This is a genomic window from Pseudomonas quebecensis, assembly GCF_026410085.1.
GTDB lineage: Bacteria > Pseudomonadota > Gammaproteobacteria > Pseudomonadales > Pseudomonadaceae > Aquipseudomonas > Aquipseudomonas quebecensis.
Map to the genome: position 1 here is coordinate 2,219,213 of NZ_CP112866.1, position 20,189 is coordinate 2,239,401.

Sequence of the window (20,189 nt, forward strand, 5' to 3'; positions counted from 1 at the left end):
GGCCATTACCCCTGGCGAATGACTCGCCATCACTGTGAGGAAAAACAATGAAAAGCTTGAAAACCCTCGTATCGTTGTCTGCTCTGGCTGTCTGCATGGGTGCTGCGTCGATGGCGAACGCCTATAGCATCGCCCCGGTCAATACCAGCTTTACCGCACCTGGGACGATTTCGGTGAAATCGCCGTCTTCTTTCCAGGCAACCGTCAACTGCGGCGCCACCTTCACCGGTAATGTCGACGCCACCGGCGTTGCCAAAATCACCGGCGTGGCGGTCACCGGTGGCGGTCTTTGCGCATTGCCGAAAATCACCGGCCTGCCGTGGACCCTCACCGCCACCGGCCCAACGGCGGGTACCGTGACCAACGTCGGCTATACCATCGCCGCTTCGATTCTTTACCCGGCTTCCAATTGCGGCCCGTCCACCATCACCGTGGGCTACAGCGGTGGTGTGCTCACCGCGACCAACCAGACCCTGAGCGGCAACTGCACGGTCGCCAGCCTGAGCGTGACCCCAAGCCCGGCACTGACCATCGTGCCTTGATCGCCGGTTGAGAACGAAGGGCTGATCACCCGTGGAAAAACCGGCGCCTTTACCGGGCGCCGGTTCAGGCTGGGCCAGGCAGCAGGACGAACCGGCAGGGCCGGCTCGGAGCGATAACAATAAGGAGTGCCGCATGAATAATAAGAAACAACATGTGCAGGTTTTGCTGGGGCTGGCGTTGATAGGCGGCGTGGTAGTGGCTGCGCCTGTTCAGGCCGGCGGCTTTTCAACCCCCACTTACGGCGCGCCAGGCTGGGGCAGGGCCTTTGCCGGCGGTTCGCTGTTCAAGAATGACCCCAGCTCCGCCTACAACAACCCGGCGGCCATGGCCTTCGTCGAACACAACGTCGCGCAGCTTACCGTCGACTATGCGCGCATCAAGATCAAGTACAAGGGCGATGCCTTCGATTACGCCGGCAACCCCGTTTCCAGCACGCCGCTGGACGCCAACGGTTTTCCTGACGTGGCAGCCGCCACGCCGAATAACAACGACGGCGGCGAGGGCGGCTTTACCGCGTGGCTGCCCACCGGTTTTATGGTCATGCCCCTCGGAGACCGGTTCGCGTTCGGCTTGAGCCAGGTCGTGCCGCAGGGCATGCGCTCCACCTGGGATGAAAATTCGAAACTGCGCGATTTTGCCGTGGACACCAAGATTGAAACGGTGGGGCTCACCGGCTCCCTGTCCTTCAAGGTCAACGACCAGTTTTCCCTCGGCGGGGGATTGATCGTGCAGCACAGCAAGGGCTTCGTCAGTCAGAACGTCGACCTGCTGTCCGCCGCGGCAGTGTCCGATTCAGTCCTGGGTGGCATCAACTTCCCGTCGGATGTGGGCAGCGCCCTGATGCGGGTCAAAGTCGATAATATTTCGACCGGCTGGTTTACCGGGCTCGTGTGGAAACCCACGGACCGCGACACGCTGGGCTTGAATTATCACGCCAAGATCAAGAACAAGATGACCGGCAAATACACCGTCCGCGCCGACCAGTTCTCCAACAACCTGATGACTCAGCCGAGTCCGTTCGGCGGCACCGGTACGCTGGTGAACACTGCTTATCCAGGGCTTGAACTGTACCCGAACGGCGCCCATGCCAGCGTCCAGTTGGACATCCCCGCCACGGCGGGCCTGGACTGGGTGCACCAGTTCAATGACCGTTTGACCCTGGGGGCGAGCGTCACCTGGACCGAGTGGTCATCGTTCAAGGACCTGACCCTTGAGTCTGGCGGCACCACCGTTGTCTCCATTCCCTACAACTACAAGAACACCTGGATGTATTCCCTGGGCGGCGACTATCGGTTGACCGACGAACTGACCCTGCGCGCCGGTGTTGCTCTCGACCAGACGCCGACCCGCAATTCGACCCGCGACCCGCGCATTCCGGATGGCGATCGTACGTTCCTGTCATTGGGCGCCGGCTACGATGTCAAAGCCGTCAAGGGCCTGAGCCTGGACTTGGCGTATTCCCACCAGTTCGTGCAGGAGGTCAAGCTCAAGACCCAGAACGTGGATCGCCTGGGCGGCGCGCGACTCGACGGTAAAGCCGAATCGTCGGGCGATGTGGTCAGCGTATCGGCGACCTACGCGTTCTAACCGTACGTTGAAGGGCGGGAGCAGCCAGCGCATCTGGCTGCCTTGCCGGTGATTTTTTCGTGCAACCGGCTGAGTCCGCTCAGCCGTTATTTTTCGCCCAGACATTAAATAAAAATTTCAAAAAAAAATTTGAATTTGTATCTTCCCGTTTGTAGTGTGGCTTTACGCCGCTGTCGTGCTTGCGCGACTTGCATAGGTGTCGTGCCCTGAATCGAGTAGAGGTCTCCCATGGTTATCTGGTTATTGGCGGGTTTCGTAGCAGCGCTTGCCCTGGCGTATCGACAAGCGGCGGCAGCCCAATGGCTGGGGGTCAGCCTGGTGTGGCTGGCGCTCGCTTACCTGTTCGGCGTGGTCGCTGGCCTTGGCGTCAGCGTTGCGGTGCTGCTGGTGGTGGCTCCCGCGCTGCTGATGACGATAAAACCCTTGCGGCGCGCGCTGCTAAGCAGCAGGGCGCTCGGCCTGTTTCGCACGATCATGCCGGCCATGTCCGACACGGAACGCGCGGCCATCGAGTCCGGCACCGTGTGGTGGGATGCCGAGTTGTTCAGCGGTAAACCCGACTGGCGGCGCCTGCTGCAGGCCGCGCCGGCCAGTCTCAGCGCCGAGGAACAGGCGTTTCTGGATAACGAAGTGGAAACCCTGTGCGACATCGCCAACGACTGGGAAACCACCCAGGTCTGGCAGGACATGTCCCCTGAAGGCTGGCAGTACACCAAGAGCGCCGGCTTCCTCGGCATGATCATTCCCAAGCAATACGGCGGCAAAGGCTTCTCCCACTACGCCCACTCCCAAGTGGTGATGAAGCTCTCCACGCGCTGTTCGGCGGCGGCCATTTCGGTGATGGTGCCCAACTCGCTCGGCCCGGCCGAACTGTTGTTGCACTACGGCACCGATGCCCAGCGCAATTACTACCTGCCGCGCCTGGCCCGTGGCGAAGACATCCCGTGCTTCGCCCTGACCAGCCCCTACGCCGGTTCCGACGCCGGGGCGATTCCCGATGTGGGCATCGTCTGCAAGGGCCTGCATGACGGGCAGGAAGTGCTGGGCCTGCGGGTGACCTGGGACAAGCGCTACATCACCCTTGGCCCGATCGCGACGGTGCTGGGCCTGGCGTTCCGCGCCGAAGACCCGGACGGCCTGCTCGGCACGCCCGGCTCGCTGGGCATCACCTGCGCGTTGATTCCCACCTCCCACCCCGGCGTCAACAGCGGCCGGCGGCACTGGCCGCTTAACGCGGTGTTCCAGAACGGCCCGACCACCGGCAAGGACGTGTTTATTCCGCTGGACTGGGTGATCGGCGGCCGCGAGCAGGTCGGCAACGGCTGGCGCATGTTGATGGAGTGCCTGGCCGCCGGTCGTGCGATTTCCCTGCCTTCGGCCAATGTCGGTCTGGGCAAGGTCGCGGTGCGGGGCACCTCGGCCTACGCGGCCATGCGCAAACAGTTCGGCCTGCCCATCGGCAAGTTCGAAGGGGTGCAGGCACCGCTGGCGCGCATGGCCGGGCATTTGTACGCCTGCGACGCGGTGCGCAAGGTCTCGGTGGCGTCCCTGGACGCCGGCGAAAAGCCGTCGGTGATCTCGGCCATCGCCAAGTACCACGTCACCGAGCGGGCCCGGATGATCGTCAACGACGGCATGGACATCGTCGCCGGCAAAGGCATCTGCATGGGCCCCAATAACTTCCTGGCCCGTGCCTACCAGCAAAGCCCCATCGCCATCACCGTGGAAGGCGCGAACATCATGACGCGCTGCCTGATCATCTTTGGCCAGGGCCTGATCCGTTGCCATCCCTATGTGTTCCGCGAGATGGAAGCGGCGCGCAACCCGGACCGGCGCCAAGCGCTGGAAGCGTTCGACAGCGCCATGTTCGGTCACGTGAGTTTTGTGTTGGCCAATACCGTGCGCGCGGCGGTACATGGGCTGACCGGCGGCCGGCTGATTTCCGTACCGGCCAAGACCGACCCTGCGCTGGCGTCCTACTACCGCCAGGCCAATCGGCTGTCGGTGGTGTTGGCGCTGATCTCGGACGTTTCCATGGGCGTGCTGGGCGGTGCGCTCAAGCGCAAGGAAAGCCTCACCGGGCGCCTGGGGGACGTGCTGTCACAGTTGTATATCCTGTCCTGCGTGCTTAAACGCTTTGAGGACGATGGCCGCCCCCAGGCGGACCTGCCGCTGGTGCATTGGTCGGCCCAGGACGCGCTGCTGCGCGCCCATGAAGCCCTGGCCGAAGTGCTCGACAATTACCCCTCCAAAACCGCTGCGCGGGTGATGCGGGCCTTGAGTTTTCCGTTCGGTCTGCCCTTGCGCAAACCGTCGGACCGCCTGTTGGCCGACGTCGCCGACGCGGTACAGACCCCCGGCGCCACCCGCGACCGCTTGCTGGCCGATTCCTACATCCCGCGCCCGGAAATCGACAAGTTGGCTTATGGCGAACTGGGCTTCCGTTTGCTGCCCCAGGTGGAGCTGATCGACGCCCGGCTCAAGCCCGCGATCAAGCAAGGCGTGCTCGACCCGCTGCCGATCTCCGCCACGGCCTTTGCCACCTGGCGCGTCAAGGCCCGGGCACTGGACCTGATCAGCGACGATGAGGAGGCCTTGCTCGCCCGCTACGTGGAATACGCCGATCACGGCATCCAGGTGGATGACTTCCCCCAGGACTTCGGATTGCTGGAGGCGTTGCAGCAGCGCAAGCAGGCGCTGGAGCCGACCACCAAGCGTCGTACGGCTCAGGGCGAAAACGCCTCGGTCAACTAGGAAAAACCCGATCAGAATGTGTTGAGAGTGATTGCTGATATGAGTGACAGCTACCTAACCTTCGTCAATTCGCCCTGGGGCCGTCGCCTGGCACAGGCGGCGGGCTTGCCGCAGCCCTTGCCGTTGCAGCGTCATCGCAGCGGCCAGCAAAGTCTGGTGAACCCGGTGATTGTCGCCGGGGCAGGGCGCCTGATGACCCAGGTGCAACGGGTTTTCAGCGACACCGACACAGTTGCCGCCACCCCGGCGACACTCAACGCGCCGTCTACGGTCAAGGTGCAAGGCGCGGTATTCGATGCCAGCGGGCTTGTCAGCCTGGAGCAACTCGACGAGCTGTACCGGTTCTTCTACTGCAATGCCAGACGCCTCGGCCAGCACGCGCGGGTGGTGGTGCTCGGCACGGCGCCGGAGCACTGCGCGGATCTGCCCCAGGCCGTCGCCCAGCGCGCCCTCGAAGGTTTGGTGCGGTCCCTGGCCAAGGAGCTGCGCCGGGCTATCACCGTGCAGTTGCTGTACGTGGCACCGGGCGCTGAGGACGCGCTGGACAGCAGCCTGCGGTTTTTCCTGTCGCGCCGATCGGCCTATGTGTCGGGGCAAGTGGTGCGCGTACACGCGCCGGTGGACGGCCACGTCACGGTCAACTGGGACAAACCCTTCGCCGGCCGCCGCGCGCTGGTCACCGGCGCGTCCCGTGGTATCGGCCTGGCCATCGCTCAGGTGCTGGCTCGTGACGGCGCGCATGTGATCTGTGTGGACGTGCCTCAGGCCCACGATGCCCTGCAGCAGGCCGCCGGCGCAGTGAACGGTTCGGCATTGCCGCTGGATATCACCGCGCCCGACGCCGCCTCGCTGTTGCAGGCCCATGTCAGCCAGTACGGCGCGTTCGATGTGGTGGTGCACAACGCCGGGATTACCCGCGACAAAACCATCGTCAAGATGAGCGAATCGGCGTGGCAGAGTGTGCTGGCGGTCAACCTGCAGGCGCCGCTGTGCTTGAGCAACGCGTTGCTGGAGTGCGAGGGCCTCAACCCCGGCGGCCGCATTGTCTGCGTGTCGTCGATTTCCGGCATCGCCGGCAACCTCGGGCAAAGCAACTACGCCACCTCCAAGGCCGGTGTGATCGGCCTGGTACAAGGGCTGGCGCCGCGCGCGGCGACTCAGCAGGTTACGGTCAATGCCGTGGCGCCAGGCTTTATCGAGACGCAGATGACGGCCCGCATCCCTTTGATGATCCGCGAGGCAGGGCGGCGCATGAATTCGCTGTCCCAGGGTGGGCAGCCGATCGACGTGGCCGAAACCATCGGCTGGCTGGCCCATCCGGCGTCGGGCGGGGTTAACGGCCAAGTGGTGCGCGTGTGCGGCCAAAGCCTGTTGGGAGCCTGATGCCATGGACGACCTGACGCAAATCATCGACCCACCGCCGTCACGCACGCGACTGCTGCTGGATGGTATGCGCGCACTGCGCAAACCCAAGCTGGACGGCGCGCCGCTGCTGCCCAAGGCGCGCCTGGTGCGCCCGGCGGTGGAGCTGTCGGCTGAGGGTATCGCCGCGTATGGCAGCGCCTGCGGTTTTCGCCGCGAGCAGGGCGTGCCGTTGACCTATCCCCATGTGCTGGCCTTTCCTTTGCACTTGATGTTGTTGACCCGCCCCAGTTTCCCGTACCCGGCCAGCGGCATGGTGCACCTGGCTAACCGCATTCGGCAGTACCAACGCCTGCGGGAAGGCCAGGCGTTGCGGCTGGAGGTGTATGCCGAGCGCTGGGTCGCTCACCCTAAAGGGCAGGCTCTGAGCATCGCCACTCGCGCCTACAGCGCGGGCGCGCTGGTGTGGGAGGGCGATAGCCTGTACCTGCGCCGGGGCGTGGCGGACCCGGTCGGCGAACCTTGGGTGGACGCGCTGGGCGTGGCTTCAGACAGCTGGGTCCGTACCCAGAAGTGGCTGTTGCCGGCCGACCTGGGCCGGCGTTTTGCTAAGGTGTCCGGGGATTTCAACCCGATCCACACCTCGGTCATCGGCGCCAGGCTGTTCGGCTTTCGCCGCGCCATCGCCCATGGCATGTGGACCCTGGGCCGCGCGCTCGCCGCCCAGCAACCGCCGGGTGGCCTGGAGCGCGCCGAGGTGCGGTGCGAATTCAAGTTGCCGATCCTGCTGCCTGGCCAGGTCGCGCTGTGGAATCCACCTTCCAGCGGCCCGCGTCGCGCTTTCGAAGTGCGCAACGGTGCGGGCGACAAACCCCATCTGCGCGGCCTGCTGTCCTTCAATGAGAACCTGCAATGAGTCACTACAGCTTCAACCCGGCGCCGACCCGCCGCGTGGCGATTATCGGCGGCAACCGTATTCCCTTCGCGCGCTCCAACACCGTGTACGCCCACGACAGCAATCAGGATTTGCTGGTGGCGGCGCTGCAAGGTCTGGTGGACCGCTACAACCTGCACGGCCAGCGCCTGGGCGAGTTCGCCGCCGGTGCGGTGATCAAGCATTCGCGGGATTTCAACCTGGCGCGCGAGTCGTTGCTGTCCACCACGCTGTCGCCCGAAACGCCCGCCTACGACGTGCAGCAAGCCTGCGGCACGGGGCTGGAAGCGGCGTTGCTGGTGGCCAATAAAATTGCCCTGGGTCAGATCGAAGCGGGCATCGCCGGGGGCGCCGACACGACCTCCGATGCGCCGATCGGCATCAACGAGTCCCTGCGTCACACCTTGCTCGCGGCCAATCGCGCCAAGGGCATGGGTAACCAATTGAAGGCGTTGCTTAAGGTCCGTCCGTCGATGTTTTTCAAGCCGCTGCTGCCGCGCAACGGTGAGCCGCGCACCGGCCTGTCCATGGGCGAGCACTGCGAAGAAATGGCCAAGCGCTGGCAGATCAAACGCCTGGCCCAGGATGAATTGACCCTCACCAGCCATCAGCGCCTCGCGGCGGCGTACCAGCGCGGCTTCTTCGACGACCTGATAAGCCCCCATCGTGGCCTGGCCCGGGATAATAACCTGCGTGCCGACGCCAGCCTGGAGAGGCTCGCCGGCCTGTCCCCCGCCTATGACCGCCAGAGCGGCACGCTCACCGCCGGCAATTCCACGCCGCTGACCGATGGCGCCTCGGTGGTGCTGCTGGCCAGCGAAGCCTGGGCCGCCGAGCACGGTTGGCCGGTGCTGGCTTACTTGCGTACCGGCGAGACGGCAGCGGTCAATTTTATCGACGGCAGCGAAGGCTTGTTGATGGCGCCTGCCTATGCGGTGCCGCGCATGTTGCAACGTGAAGGCTTGAGCTTTGCCGACTTCGATTTGTTCGAGATCCACGAAGCGTTCGCCGCCCAGGTGCTGTGCACGCTCAAAGCCTGGGAAGACCCCGACTACTGCCGCGAGCGGCTAGGCTTGGCGGCACCGCTGGGGGCGATCGACCGGGCCAAAATGAATGTCAACGGCGGCTCCCTCGGCTGCGGTCATCCGTTCGCCGCCACCGGCGGTCGGCAGTTGGCGGCGCTGGCCAAGGCGATCCATGAGCGCGGCGGCGGCCGCGGCCTGATTTCGATCTGCGCCGCGGGCGGGCTGGGCATTACCGCCATCGTCGAAAAATAGCGCTGTTAAAAACAACAACAAGGAAACCGCCATGAACGCTATCAGCCTGGAACAACGCGAACGCATCTGGTTGGACGCTTATCTGCCCGGCGTCCCGGCCGATATCGACGCCGGCATCGAGGGCTACCCCTCACTGCGCGAGGTGTTCCTGGAGCACCTGGAAAAATTCCGCGAGCGCGTCGCCTACGTCAGCATCGGCACCGAAATGACCTACGCCGACTGGCAGGTGCAAGGCTTTGCCTTTGCTGCCTGGCTGCAGGCCCAGGGCGTACAGCGCGGCGACCGCGTGGCACTGATGATGCCCAACTGCCTGCAGTACCCGATCTGCCTGCTCGGCACAATCCTGGCGGGAGCGGTGGTGGTCAACGTCAACCCGCTGTACACCGCCCATGAGCTCAAACATCTGCTCAAGGACAGTGGCGCCGAAACCGTGGTGATCTTCGAAAACTTCGCCCACACCCTGGAAAAAGTCATCGAAGGCAGCAGCGTCAAACGCGTGGTGATCGCGGCCATCGGCGACCTGCTCGGCACCTTCAAGGGCGCCGCCATGAACTTCATCCTGCGCCGCGTACAAAAGCAGGTGCCGGCCTTTACCTTGCGTGGCTCGGTGCGCTTCAAGCGGGCGTTGCAACAGGGCAGGGCGCTTGACCCGCAGCCAGTGGCCATGCATCTGGATGACCTGGCGTTTCTGCAGTACACCGGCGGCACCACCGGCGATGCCAAAGGCGTGATGCTCAGCCATCGCAACATCATCGCCAACCTGTTGCAGGCCAAGGCGTGGGTCGGCGACCAGTTGGATCAGGACAAGCAGGAAACCAACGTGACCTTGCTGCCGCTGTATCACATCTTTTCCCTGACGGTGAACTGCCTGATGTTCATGTGCCTGGGCGGGCGCAATATCCTGATCGCCAACCCTCGGGATGTGAAGCGGGTGCAGATGATTCTGCGCAAGGAGCGTTTCAACGGGATTGCCGGGGTCAACACACTGTTCAATGGGTTGCTGGAAAACCCGGAATTCTGCGCGCGGGACTTCTCCGACCTGCGCATGGTCATCGCCGGCGGCATGGCCACGCACACCGCTGTGGCCAAGCGCTGGAAGGAAGTCACCGGGCTGCCGATCATCGAAGGCTATGGCCTCACCGAGTGCTCGCCGGTGGTGAGCATCAGCCCCATCGATATTTCGCGCATGCGCGAGATGGACTTCACCGGCAGCATCGGCGTGCCGTTGCCGTCCACTTGGGTGCGTTTTATGCGCGAGGACGGCGAATTGGCCGACATCGGCGAGCAGGGTGAGCTGCAAGTGCGCGGCCCACAGGTGATGCAGGGCTACTGGAAACGCCCCAGGGAAACCGCCGAAGTGCTGGATGCCGAAGGCTGGCTGGCCACCGGCGATATCGGCGTGATGGACGAACGTGGCTATATCCGCCTGGTGGATCGTAAAAAAGACATGATCCTGGTCTCAGGCTTCAACGTGTACCCCAACGAAATCGAAGACGTGGTGGCCCTGCACCCCGGCGTGGCCGAAGTGGCGGCGATTGGCGTGGAGGACGGCGTGACCGGGGAGAAGGTCAAGATTGTCGTGGTGCGCAAGGACCCGAGCCTGACCCAGGAGCAAATACTCGCCCACTGCCGGGAATACCTGACCGGTTACAAAGTGCCGCGTTACGTGGAATTCCGTACTACCGAACTGCCCAAGACCACCGTGGGCAAAGTCCTGCGCCGCGCGTTGCGCTGATGTAAATGTATGCAGCTGATCTAAAGGTGGGAGGGGCAAGCCCCCTCCCACCTTTGATAGCCATTCCAGGCGATGTGGTTTCAGCTGATACTCCGAGGTGCCTGGGTGTGGTGCCGCTTCGCAGCCCAGCGCAGGGCAAGCCTGCTCACCACAGCAAGCCTGCTCACCACAGAATTATTTGTCAGTCTTTAGGGTTTGCGTGGAGTGTCAGACCGCGTTTACGTTGACCCAGCGTTCCTCGCGGGCCGCCAGGCGAATCGCGGTCGCCAGCCGCTCCACGGCCCACGCCGCTTCAAAGTCAGTGCCGTCCGCGCCCTGGCCGGCCACGGCCATGAGCAGCTCGTGCACTTCCAGTGTTTTCAATTCGTTGTAGCCCAGTTGGTGCCCCGCCGCCGGGCTGAAGGCGGCGTAACCGGGCAGGGCGGGGCCGGCCAGCAGGCGCTGGAAACCTTCCTGGCCGACGCGGCACAGGCGCAGTTCATTCAAACGTTCCTGATCGAACGCCAATGTGCCCTGTGTGCCGCTGATCTCGACACTCAGATGGTTCTTATAACCGTGCTTGAGCCAACTGCTGCTCACCGTGCCGCGTGCGCCATTGGTGAAGCGCAGCAGGGCATGCACCTGGTCGTCCACCGCGATGACTTTGCGTTCGGCGCTGCCGGTAACCGCAGGGCGTTGGCGGTGGACGGTCTGGGTGTCGGCGCACACGCTAGCCACTTCGCCCACCAGGTAACGCGCCATCGACAACACGTGGCTGCCCAGGTCCGCCAGGGCGCCGCCGGCGTGTTCCACTTCGCAGCGCCATGACCACGGCGACTGCGGGTCGGCCATAAAGTCTTCGCTGAATTCACCCTGGAAACTGATGATCTCGCCCAGCTCGCCATTGGCGATCATTTGCCGCGCCAGGCCAATCATGGGGTTGTGCTGATAGTTGTAACCGACCCGCGTCACCACCCCGGCGGTGCTCGCTGCACGGCGCATGGCGTCGGCCTGTTCAAGGCTGACGGCCAGGGGTTTTTCGCAGTACACCGCTTTACCGGCGGCAATCGCGGCCATGGCCATGGGGTAATGCAAGTGGTTAGGTGTGGTGATAGCCACGACATCCACGGCCGGGTCTTCGATCAGCGCCTGCCAATCGCCATGGGCCTTGGCAAAGCCCCAGGCGTGGGCGCAGCGCTGCGCACGCTCGGTGTCGGCGTCGGCCAGGGCGGCCAGCTTGAGGTGCACCGGCAGTTCGAATACCGCCCGGGCGTTATTGAACGCCAGGGCGTGGGCACGGCCCATGAAGCCTGTGCCGATCAGGCCGATTCCGAGTTCGCGCATAGCCTTTGATCCTTTGGATTATTGTTGTGAGAGCGGCTATTAATGGAATAAAAATTCTCATAATTCAATAGATGGAATAAAAATTCAGATAGCCCAGCACAATCAGCCTGACGAATGCGGCCATATTCACCGCATGGCCAAACGCCGCCAGTTAACAAAAGATAACGTAGCGCTGATTGTCAGACGATTCCAAAGCCCGATAGGATGGCCCCTGCTTCCTCCAGGCGCTCTAGATTGCAGGTTTCAGAGCCCGGGATGGCAAGACCTAACAATAATAAATGGGAGAAAGGTCTATGAGTGAGCCTGTCATGGGTTGGGTTGTCTGCCGCCCACGCGCCGCACGCAGGGTTGCGTTGCTGGCCACAGCGCTCTCGCTGTTTGGGGCTGTCGCGTTGTCGACCGCCGTCCAGGCCGCCAGCGATACCCCCGCCGCCGCGGTGTTTGCGATTGAATCCCCCAAGGCCGCCAAAGGCCTGATGATCGACGTAGTCCACGCCGGCAAGCGCCTGGTGGCGGTCGGTGATCGCGGGCATATCCTCTATTCCGATGACCAGGGCGCCACCTGGGCCCAGGCCAAGGTCCCCACCCGGCAACTGCTTACCGCTGTATTTTTCGTCGATGACAAACACGGCTGGGCCGTCGGCCACGATGCGCAGATCCTCGCCAGCAGCGACGGCGGCGCCACCTGGACCCAGCAGTATCAAGACCTCAAGCGCGAAGCGCCGTTGCTCGACGTGTGGTTCAAGAACGCCAGCCACGGCCTGGCCGTCGGCGCTTACGGTGCGCTGCTGGAAACCAACGACGGCGGCAACAGCTGGGAAGACGTCAGCGACCGCCTCGACAACGAAGACCAGTTCCACCTCAACGCCATCGCCGCCATCAAGGACGCCGGGCTGTTTATCGTCGGCGAGCAGGGCAGCATGTTCCGTTCCAGCGACGACGGCCAGACCTGGGAAAAACTCGAAGGTCCCTACGAGGGCTCGCTGTTTGGCGTGATCGGCACCGCACAACCTCAAACCCTGCTGGCCTACGGCTTGCGCGGCAACCTTTACCGCTCCACGGATTTCGGCGGCACGTGGGAGCAGGTCGAGCTCAACGCCGCGCGCGGCGCCCTGGAGTTCGGTCTGTCGGGCGCCACCTTGCTGGAGGATGGCTCGCTGGTGGTGGTCGGCAACGGCGGCAGCGTGGTGGTCAGCCACGACGACGGCCAGACCTTCAGCGTGTTCAACCGCCCGGACCGCATCTCCCTCTCGGCGGTGACCGCCGCAGGCAATGGCAACCTGATTCTGGCCGGGCAGGGCGGCGTTCGCGTCGCCAGGCCAACGGGCGCCGAACTCGAAAAACAATAAGAAGGCAGAGAAAGCATGAGCAGTCATCACAACGATAAAGCGACCTTTCTTGAGCGCCTGATCTTCAATAATCGCCCGGCGGTGATCGTGATCTGCCTGCTGGTGAGTGTGTTCCTGTTCTGGCAGGCGACGTTGATTCGCCCGTCCACCAGCTTCGAAAAAATGATCCCCCTCAAGCACCCCTTCATCGAAAAAATGATGGAGCATCGCAACGACCTGGCCAACCTGGGCAACACGGTGCGTATCTCGGTGGAAGCCAAGGACGGTGACATTTTCACTAAGGAGTACATGGAGACTCTGCGGCAGATCAACGACGAGGTGTTCTATATCTCCGGCGTCGACCGCTCGGGCCTCAAGTCGCTGTGGAGCCCCAGCGTGCGCTGGACCGAAGTGACCGAAGAAGGCTTCGCCGGTGGTGAGGTGATCCCGCAGAGCTACAACGGCTCGCCGCAAAGCCTCGATCAACTGCGTAACAACGTGCTTAAGTCCGGCCAGGTCGGGCGCCTGGTGGCCAACGATTTCAAGTCGAGCATCGTCGATATTCCGCTGCTGGAGTCGTACCCGGACCCGCAGGACCAGGGCAAGTTGCTCGCCCTGGATTACCAGAAGTTTTCCCACGAGCTTGAAGACAAGATCCGCACCAAGTTCGAAGCGCAAAACCCCAACGTGAAAATCCATATCGTTGGCTTTGCCAAGAAGGTCGGCGACCTGATCGACGGCCTGATCATGGTCGTGCTGTTCTTCGGTATCGCCTTCATGATCACCCTGGTGCTGCTGTACTGGTTCACCTGGTGTATCCGCAGCACCATCGCCGTGCTGATCACCACCCTGGTGGCGGTGGTCTGGCAGCTGGGGTTGATGCATGCGGTGGGCTTCGGGCTGGACCCTTACTCGATGCTGGTGCCGTTCCTGATCTTCGCCATCGGCATTTCCCACGGCGTGCAAAAGATCAACGGCATCGCCCTGCAATCGAGCGACGCCGACAACGCCCTGACCGCTGCGCGCCGCACGTTCCGCCAGTTGTTCCTGCCGGGCATGATCGCCATTCTCGCCGACGCCGTGGGCTTTATCACCCTGCTGATCATCGACATCGGCGTGATCCGCGAGCTGGCCATCGGCGCCTCCATCGGCGTGGCGGTGATCGTGTTCACCAACCTGATCCTGTTGCCGGTGGCGATTTCCTACGTCGGCATCAGCAAGCGCGCCATCGAGCGCAGTAAAAAGGATGCGCATCGTGAGCATCGTTTCTGGCGCCTGCTGTCCAGGTTCGCCAGTGCCAAAGTCGCGCCGGTCTCGATCCTGCTGGCCCTGGTCGCTTTCGGCGGCGGCCTCTGGTACAGCCAGCACCTGAAGATCGGCGACCTCGACCAGGGCGCGCCGGAACTGCGCCCGGACTCGCGTTACAACAAAGACAACAACTTCATCATCAGCAACTACTCCACCAGCTCCGACGTGCTGGTGGTGATGGTCAAGACCAAGGCCGAAGGCTGCTCGCGCTATGAAGCCATGGCGCCCATCGACCAGTTGATGTGGAAGATGCAGAACACCGAGGGCGTGCAGTCGGCGATCTCGCTGGTCACCGTGTCCAAGCAAATGATCAAGGGCATGAACGAGGGCAACCTGAAATGGGAAACCCTGTCGCGCAACCCCGATGTGCTGAACAACTCCATCGCCCGCGCCGACGGCCTGTACAACAACAATTGTTCCCTCGCGCCGGTGCTGGTGTTCCTCAACGACCACAAGGCCGAGACCCTCGACCGCGCGGTGCATGCGGTGCAGGAATTCGCCAGGGAAAACAACAAGGACGGCCTGGAATTTATCCTGGCCGCCGGTAACGCCGGCATCGAAGCGGCCACCAACGAGGTGATCAAGGAGTCGGAGCTGATCATCCTGATCCTGGTGTACCTGTGCGTGGCGACCATGTGCATGATCACCTTCCGTTCCTGGGCGGCCACCCTGTGCATCGTGCTGCCGCTGGTGTTGACCTCGGTGCTGGGCAACGCGCTGATGGCGTTCATGGGCATCGGCGTCAAGGTCGCGACCCTGCCGGTGGTGGCGTTGGGCGTCGGGATCGGCGTGGATTACGGCATCTACATCTACAGCCGCCTGGAAAGCTTCCTGCGCGCGGGCCTGCCGCTGCAGGAAGCCTATTACCAGACGCTCAAGTCCACCGGCAAAGCCGTGCTGTTCACCGGCCTGTGCCTGGCGATCGGCGTGTGTACCTGGATTTTCTCGGCGATCAAGTTCCAGGCTGACATGGGCCTGATGCTCACGTTCATGCTGCTGTGGAACATGTTCGGCGCGTTGTGGCTGCTGCCGGCCCTGGCGCGCTTCCTGATCAAACCGGAAAAGCTGGCCGGGCAGAAGGGCAATTCGCTGTTCGCCCACTGAGCCTTGAGCGGCCCGTGCTTCAGAGCACGGGCCGTACGCTTCATGGGCGGGGTGCGATGGCCAAGAACAGCTGGTCCACGGGCGGGCTGATCAGCGCGTAGACGATGCTGCGCAGCGGCACCGCGCCAGGTTCTCCGTGAGCCTGCAACTGCTGCTGCACATGCTCCTTGAGCAGGTCCTTCTGGGTGAACTTGCGCTGTTCGGGCAATTTCAAATGCGCCCGCGTGTACGCGGCGGCCGGCGCCTGCGCCGTGGCGTAGTGGAAGTGGGCGTACCACAACACCTTCGGTGGCTTGCCGACCTTGTCGTACACCGCGTACTCGGTGAAAAAGTCACCGCGCAGGGTCGGCCGTTGCGGGGCCGCCAGGCTGGTCAGGTTGATATCGATCTGCTGGTTGCGCCATAAGTACTCGATGCCTACCTGGGTCGGCCACTGCAATTTGTAGGCGGCGCTGCACACCTGTACGGCCTTGCGCTGCATGTCCCGGGCGTTGACGCGAAACTCCTCGATCAAGTCTGTGGACGCCTCGGGGTAATGGTGGGCCAGTTCGTCGGCCACCGCGTCCAGTTCACGGGCCTGGCCGCCCAGCAGCTCCTCCCAGTCCGCCGGGTTGATGGCCTGGCGGGTGACAGGGTCGTCGAGTTCACTCTGCTGGGCGCTGATGACCTGCTCGATGGCGGCTCGTTGGTTGATCAATCCACGGCCTTGCTCGCGCAGGGTGGCCAAGGCGATTTTAGGTGGGCTCGTCACTGGCGCGTCCGGGTCTTTTTCAACGACTTGCGCCCAACCGTCGCCGCTTTTCTTGAAGGTAGTGAGGGCCCTGGTGGTGAAGGCGTCGGTGATGGTCACCTGCTCCTCCTGTGCATCGGTCAGTTTGAAATCGCCCACCAGATAGTCTTTCCCGCGGGTGCGGAATACCTTGGTGGTGGGGGCCTTCGCCCGCAGGGTTTTCGACAGGGGCAATTCGACCGCCAGGGCCTCCTGTTTGCGCACCACGCTTTCTAATTCGTTTTGCGCCAATGCCTGTGCGTACCGCAGGCTTTGTAGAAAACGCTCGGAACTGGACGGCAATCGCAGCGGATTGATGGCCTTGAGCGCCTGAATGCCGTTCTCGTACTCGTTGTAATGGGCGAGCAGGCTTTCATAGACGTTGCGTTGCTCATCGAGAGGAAACCCGTCGCTGCTGCGCACGGCGATGTGCGACTGCACCGCCTGATGAATATCGAGGCTGTTGAGGCGCTTGACGTACAGCGCCTCCTGGGGTGGCAACCGGCTGTCGGAAACGACGGCCGTCACTCCGGCCAGCGCCGATAGCGCCCTAAGGCGCATGTTCTCGTTGAAGAAAGTGCTCGGATTGATCATCGCCAGGAAATCCTGACGGATCGCGCGACCCGCGCCGGAATCCTGTTCCAGTTGATCGAGGGTGGTTTCCATCTCACTGGCGAGTTGGCCCATACGCTCAAGTGCATCGGCCATTTCGATGCTGCGGCTGACATGTTCGTTGTAAGCACCGGGATCGCCCAATACGTAACTGACCAGCATGCGTTTTTCCAGATGGCCCATCGGCTCGCCACGGTTGGAGTACAGCAGGGAGTTGGTCCAGTTACGCAGATAGGTGTGAATGACGAATTGCTGCTCCCAGATCAGCTTCAGCATCTTGGCGCGTTCCTGCACGTGCATCCTGGCGCCGCCGAACTTTTCCAGGTCGCGGCCGACCTGGATGGCCTCCTGGCGCAACCGCGAGGTGTGCTCGAAGCGTTCGATCAGGGTCTGCATAAGGATTTCGAATTGGGCGCGGGCCGCGCTGTGCCGTTGCATCTCCTGGGTGTGCCGGGCCTGCAGGGCCGGTCTTTGCTGCACGTCGGCCTGGTCCATCAGGTTCCACGCCACATTCAGCACGCGTCCTTGTCTGGCCAGGGCCTGGTCAGCCTCTTCCATGCGTGTCATCGATTCCCTGAGCGTAGCCATCTGCGGTGTGATTTCTGCGTTGAGGGCTTCTGCGCGATTGATCAGTTGGCGCGTTTTCTCACGATTCTCCTCGCGCAGCGCAGCAATACGCTTGGGGCCACCGCCCTGCAGTTTCAGACCTCGATCCAGCGTCCAATGACCTTTGCCATCGGTCTTGAGCTTGATGCCGGGGTGGTCGGTTTTTTGTGGATGGATGATGAACACCTCGCCCACACCCGGTACGATCGAGACGCGAAACAACAGGCCGCCCACCGAGGCATGCCACAGGCTGTCGATCCTGTACAAACCCTGGAACGGGCCGATATCGACGGCAGCGGGCGCAGGCTTTGGCCAGGGCCGGCTGACCGCCAGCAGTTTTTCCAGTAGCCGCGCCGAAGCGCTGTCACTGGCCAGGGAGCGGTCGAAGTCCAGCGGCGTGCGCCCCCCGCCGGGCGGCTCGGAAGGCACGCCGGTGCCTGCGTAGTGCACTTGCGCTTGAGGGTGGCTGACGGGGTCGCCAAGGCGTCGACGTAACGGCAGCTGGGCGAGGGTTTGCGCGCGGTGCTCCGTTTCTACCATTGCCTCGCTCGCCTGGCCCTGATGCACCAGCAGCATGCCGATGTTCAACAGCACGTCGACCCAGGCCAGCTCTCGGGCAACCGGGTCATCGCTTTGCAGCGCCGGCAGATCCTGGCTAAGGCTCTGCGTCAGTTGCAGCATCCACGCGGCGGCGGCCAACGGCCCGCGTATCACCACCAGCAGCGTGTTGAAACCCAGTTGCACGCCTTCGAGCAGATGCGCCCAGCGACTTTGCGCGCTGGACGTCGACTGGCGCTGCGCCAGGTCCACCAACTGGCGCGCCTCACTGCCGAACAGGTACTCCATCAACCGGCCATTGCTGAGGTAACCCAGTATCTCGCCCGCGCTGCGATCGTCTGCCGGCGCCAGCGTGGCGGGGCTGGGAACGCCGGGCAATACGTCGGATTCGGAGCCCAGGCTGAAACGGATGATATGGGGCTCGGTAAAACCACCGTTGCTGTAGATCGCCCTGGCGTTATCCGGCAACCAGGTCAGGACGCTGTCTTGCAACTCGCCAGGCGCGGCGATAGCGTTGAGCAGTTGTTCGCGGCTGGCAAACTCCAGCAGTGACTGAGCGTAGGCCGGGCGATACAGCACATGCGGTCCGGCATCCGCATTGCGCGGCTCGATGATGAACATGTTTTGTACGACGTCGGCGTGGGCGTCGGGTTTTCGTCTGAAGGCCAGCACGCGCATGATGATTTCATCGTCGCCGACGCAGCGTTGGGCGCGAACGGGCTCGACCACCGCGCTGACGCACTGGAAACCACGCCGGGTCAGTCCGCCTTCACCCTTGATTTTGTACTCCAGTGCCAGGGTCTTGAGTTGCACCGGGCATTGTTGAATGAACAATTGCTGGCGTTTCTGCGCCTGCGGATTGTCGTCCAGCAGGTGTTCGCGCAAATAGGCGGGATAATAGCGACCAATGTCGACCTGTTCGATCATCTGCATCAGGTAATCGGTGGTCAGCCACGCTTCGATTTCCCGCCTCTCGCGGTGGCGCAGGGTGACGTTGCCGCTGGGCTTGCCCGCCAGGTTTTTCAGGGCCAGGTCGACCAGGCTCATCGTCACCGTTTCCAGGTAACCGCCCTGCAGCGTACCGATTGCGACCTTGAAGACCAGTTGCAAGTCTTCGGCGCGCCAGGCCAACGTGGCGTCATCGGTGCAGGTTTCCTCCAGGTTCAGGGCGGCATTGCGACCCCGGCACAATTGCTGGTTCAAGCGTTTGGCAGCAAAACTGCGCAGCGTCTCGATGCCGTCCAGATACCGTTCGCCAGGGTTCAGGCGCTGCAGGCTGGCCTGCTCCAGCAGGCATTGGCGATAGGCCAGTCGGTCGGCCGTCGAGGCGTTTTTGAGCCAGTCGGGAAGCGCGGCCCGGACTGCCTCCAGCGACGGCGCAGGCGTCGACCCAGGCGCAATGAACAAGGGCGCCGGATCGGTGAGCGCGGCCAATCGGGCGGCCAGTTCGATTGGCGTGGTCTGCACGCGCAGATCGAACGCGGCAAGGTCTTCCAGTTGCTGGTTGAGCACCAGCGCCGCTTGCACCTCGAACAGGTCGCCATCGGGTTCGTATTGGCGCCAGGTGATCTTTTCGGCGTTGTAGCGTTGCGCCATGCGTTCGCCCCATGCCAGGCCAAAGGCTTGCAGGCTGGCAAAGGCTTCCAGTTGGCCCGGCAGGCTATACAGCCAGACCCGTTCGCCGCTGACGATGAGGATTTCACTGCCCTGTAGCGTGAGCGTGACGTCGTCGTGTTCCAGGCGCGTTTCCACGCAATAAGCATGCACGGCGCTGCCGGGCCATGCCTGTCGATTGCGGGTTTCCCGTGCGGGGTAGCGGACCAGGCTGGTCAGGGTGCGCAGTTGTAAGGGGTCGGCCCCGGGCTGGTTGATCGTGCAGCCCCGAAACACGCCCTGCAACACGCCGGCGAGCCATTGCCAGCGCGTGTTACCGCTGCCGTCGTCCTCGCTCCAGAACACGCTCAAGGCTTCTTGAAAACCTACATGCAGGATCAAGGGCAGCTCCCGGATTGCATCCTGGATAACGGTCAGGTCATACGCGCGCGAGCCTTGCGCGTCATAAACCAGGCGTGTTCCGCTGGCGTCGCTCAAGTAGGCATCGAGGCCGCCGCGCGTTGACAGGTCGGGCAGTGAGCCGTCGGCAAGGTAAGTCAGCGCGACCTCCACCAACGGCGCCAAGGCGCGGCCGCCGCCGTCACGCGGGTGGGCCAGGTAGAGGGCGGAGGCGGGCAGGGTCAAAGGCGGGTATTTATCCCGCAGGTTGTCGGCCAACATCTGTGTGGTGACCGAGCGCAAGGTAGGTCGCGCGGCAAATTGCGCGTGTACGGCTTGCGCCAGGATCCGGGTATCTGGAGTGGGCATGAAATAGTCCTTTATAAGTCTTGAGCGG

At 63.1% G+C, this 20,189-nt stretch carries 11 protein-coding genes; 9 read left to right on the forward strand and 2 right to left on the reverse strand.

The genetic code is table 11. The features are described from left to right. Positions 1 to 47: 47 nt before the first annotated feature. From praB to OSC50_RS10460, 7 genes are all read left to right on the forward strand, one after another. A complete protein-coding gene (gene praB, locus OSC50_RS10430) occupies positions 48 to 542 on the forward strand; it encodes an alkane oxidation protein activator PraB (protein ID WP_181076935.1) in 495 nt (164 codons plus the stop codon). Between the two features lie 133 nt (positions 543 to 675). Then, positions 676 to 2,130 (forward strand): outer membrane protein transport protein, encoded by a 1,455-nt coding sequence (locus OSC50_RS10435; protein WP_181076936.1) that lies wholly within the window; start codon positions 676 to 678, stop codon positions 2,128 to 2,130. A 228-nt stretch (positions 2,131 to 2,358) separates the two neighbouring features. Continuing rightward, entirely contained in the window at positions 2,359 to 4,884 is a 2,526-nt protein-coding gene (locus OSC50_RS10440; protein ID WP_266247915.1) for an acyl-CoA dehydrogenase, read from the forward strand. 39 nt (positions 4,885 to 4,923) lie between these two features. Beyond that, positions 4,924 to 6,267, forward strand: coding sequence for a 3-oxoacyl-ACP reductase (locus OSC50_RS10445; RefSeq protein ID WP_266247916.1), 1,344 nt, complete (start codon positions 4,924 to 4,926; stop codon positions 6,265 to 6,267). Positions 6,268 to 6,271: 4 nt separating this feature from the next. After that, positions 6,272 to 7,162: a MaoC/PaaZ C-terminal domain-containing protein gene (locus OSC50_RS10450; protein WP_181076942.1), complete on the forward strand. Its 891-nt coding sequence runs from the start codon at positions 6,272 to 6,274 to the stop codon at positions 7,160 to 7,162. Then, complete coding sequence (locus OSC50_RS10455; RefSeq protein ID WP_266247918.1) at positions 7,159 to 8,457, forward strand: acetyl-CoA C-acetyltransferase; 1,299 nt, start codon at positions 7,159 to 7,161, stop codon at positions 8,455 to 8,457. Before OSC50_RS10450 ends, OSC50_RS10455 begins: the two co-directional genes overlap by 4 nt. Positions 8,458 to 8,488: 31 nt before the next feature. Beyond that, the gene (locus OSC50_RS10460; RefSeq protein ID WP_266247919.1) at positions 8,489 to 10,192 is read left to right on the forward strand and encodes an AMP-binding protein; all 1,704 of its coding nucleotides are present in this window, start codon (positions 8,489 to 8,491) and stop codon (positions 10,190 to 10,192) included. Between the two features lie 207 nt (positions 10,193 to 10,399). Here OSC50_RS10460 and OSC50_RS10465 read toward each other — a convergent pair whose 3' ends face one another. Then, the gene (locus OSC50_RS10465) at positions 10,400 to 11,515 is read right to left on the reverse strand and encodes a Gfo/Idh/MocA family protein (RefSeq protein WP_181076947.1); all 1,116 of its coding nucleotides are present in this window, start codon (positions 11,513 to 11,515) and stop codon (positions 10,400 to 10,402) included. A gap of 308 nt (positions 11,516 to 11,823) precedes the next feature. On the opposite strand from OSC50_RS10465, the gene OSC50_RS10470 reads away from it, so the two are divergent. Both OSC50_RS10470 and OSC50_RS10475 read left to right on the forward strand, forming a co-directional pair. Further along, a complete protein-coding gene (locus tag OSC50_RS10470; RefSeq protein WP_181076969.1) occupies positions 11,824 to 12,864 on the forward strand; it encodes a WD40/YVTN/BNR-like repeat-containing protein in 1,041 nt (346 codons plus the stop codon). A 15-nt stretch (positions 12,865 to 12,879) separates the two neighbouring features. Further along, positions 12,880 to 15,255 (forward strand): efflux RND transporter permease subunit, encoded by a 2,376-nt coding sequence (locus OSC50_RS10475; RefSeq protein ID WP_181076949.1) that lies wholly within the window; start codon positions 12,880 to 12,882, stop codon positions 15,253 to 15,255. A gap of 40 nt (positions 15,256 to 15,295) precedes the next feature. On the opposite strand, the gene OSC50_RS10480 is transcribed toward OSC50_RS10475, so the two are convergent. Continuing rightward, a complete protein-coding gene (locus OSC50_RS10480; protein ID WP_266247921.1) occupies positions 15,296 to 20,161 on the reverse strand; it encodes a dermonecrotic toxin domain-containing protein in 4,866 nt (1,621 codons plus the stop codon). Positions 20,162 to 20,189: the final 28 nt, after the last annotated feature.

Bases quoted from the DNA above. Each gene is read 5' to 3' on its own strand.
- praB (WP_181076935.1), top strand. From the start codon at position 48: ATGAAAAGCTTGAAAACCCTCGTATCGTTGTCTGCTCTGGCTGTCTGC.
- OSC50_RS10435 (WP_181076936.1), top strand. From the start codon at position 676: ATGAATAATAAGAAACAACATGTGCAGGTTTTGCTGGGGCTGGCGTTG.
- OSC50_RS10440 (WP_266247915.1), top strand. From the start codon at position 2,359: ATGGTTATCTGGTTATTGGCGGGTTTCGTAGCAGCGCTTGCCCTGGCG.
- OSC50_RS10445 (WP_266247916.1), top strand. From the start codon at position 4,924: ATGAGTGACAGCTACCTAACCTTCGTCAATTCGCCCTGGGGCCGTCGC.
- OSC50_RS10450 (WP_181076942.1), top strand. From the start codon at position 6,272: ATGGACGACCTGACGCAAATCATCGACCCACCGCCGTCACGCACGCGA.
- OSC50_RS10455 (WP_266247918.1), top strand. From the start codon at position 7,159: ATGAGTCACTACAGCTTCAACCCGGCGCCGACCCGCCGCGTGGCGATT.
- OSC50_RS10460 (WP_266247919.1), top strand. From the start codon at position 8,489: ATGAACGCTATCAGCCTGGAACAACGCGAACGCATCTGGTTGGACGCT.
- OSC50_RS10465 (WP_181076947.1), bottom strand. From the start codon at position 11,515: ATGCGCGAACTCGGAATCGGCCTGATCGGCACAGGCTTCATGGGCCGT.
- OSC50_RS10470 (WP_181076969.1), top strand. From the start codon at position 11,824: ATGGGTTGGGTTGTCTGCCGCCCACGCGCCGCACGCAGGGTTGCGTTG.
- OSC50_RS10475 (WP_181076949.1), top strand. From the start codon at position 12,880: ATGAGCAGTCATCACAACGATAAAGCGACCTTTCTTGAGCGCCTGATC.
- OSC50_RS10480 (WP_266247921.1), bottom strand. From the start codon at position 20,161: ATGCCCACTCCAGATACCCGGATCCTGGCGCAAGCCGTACACGCGCAA.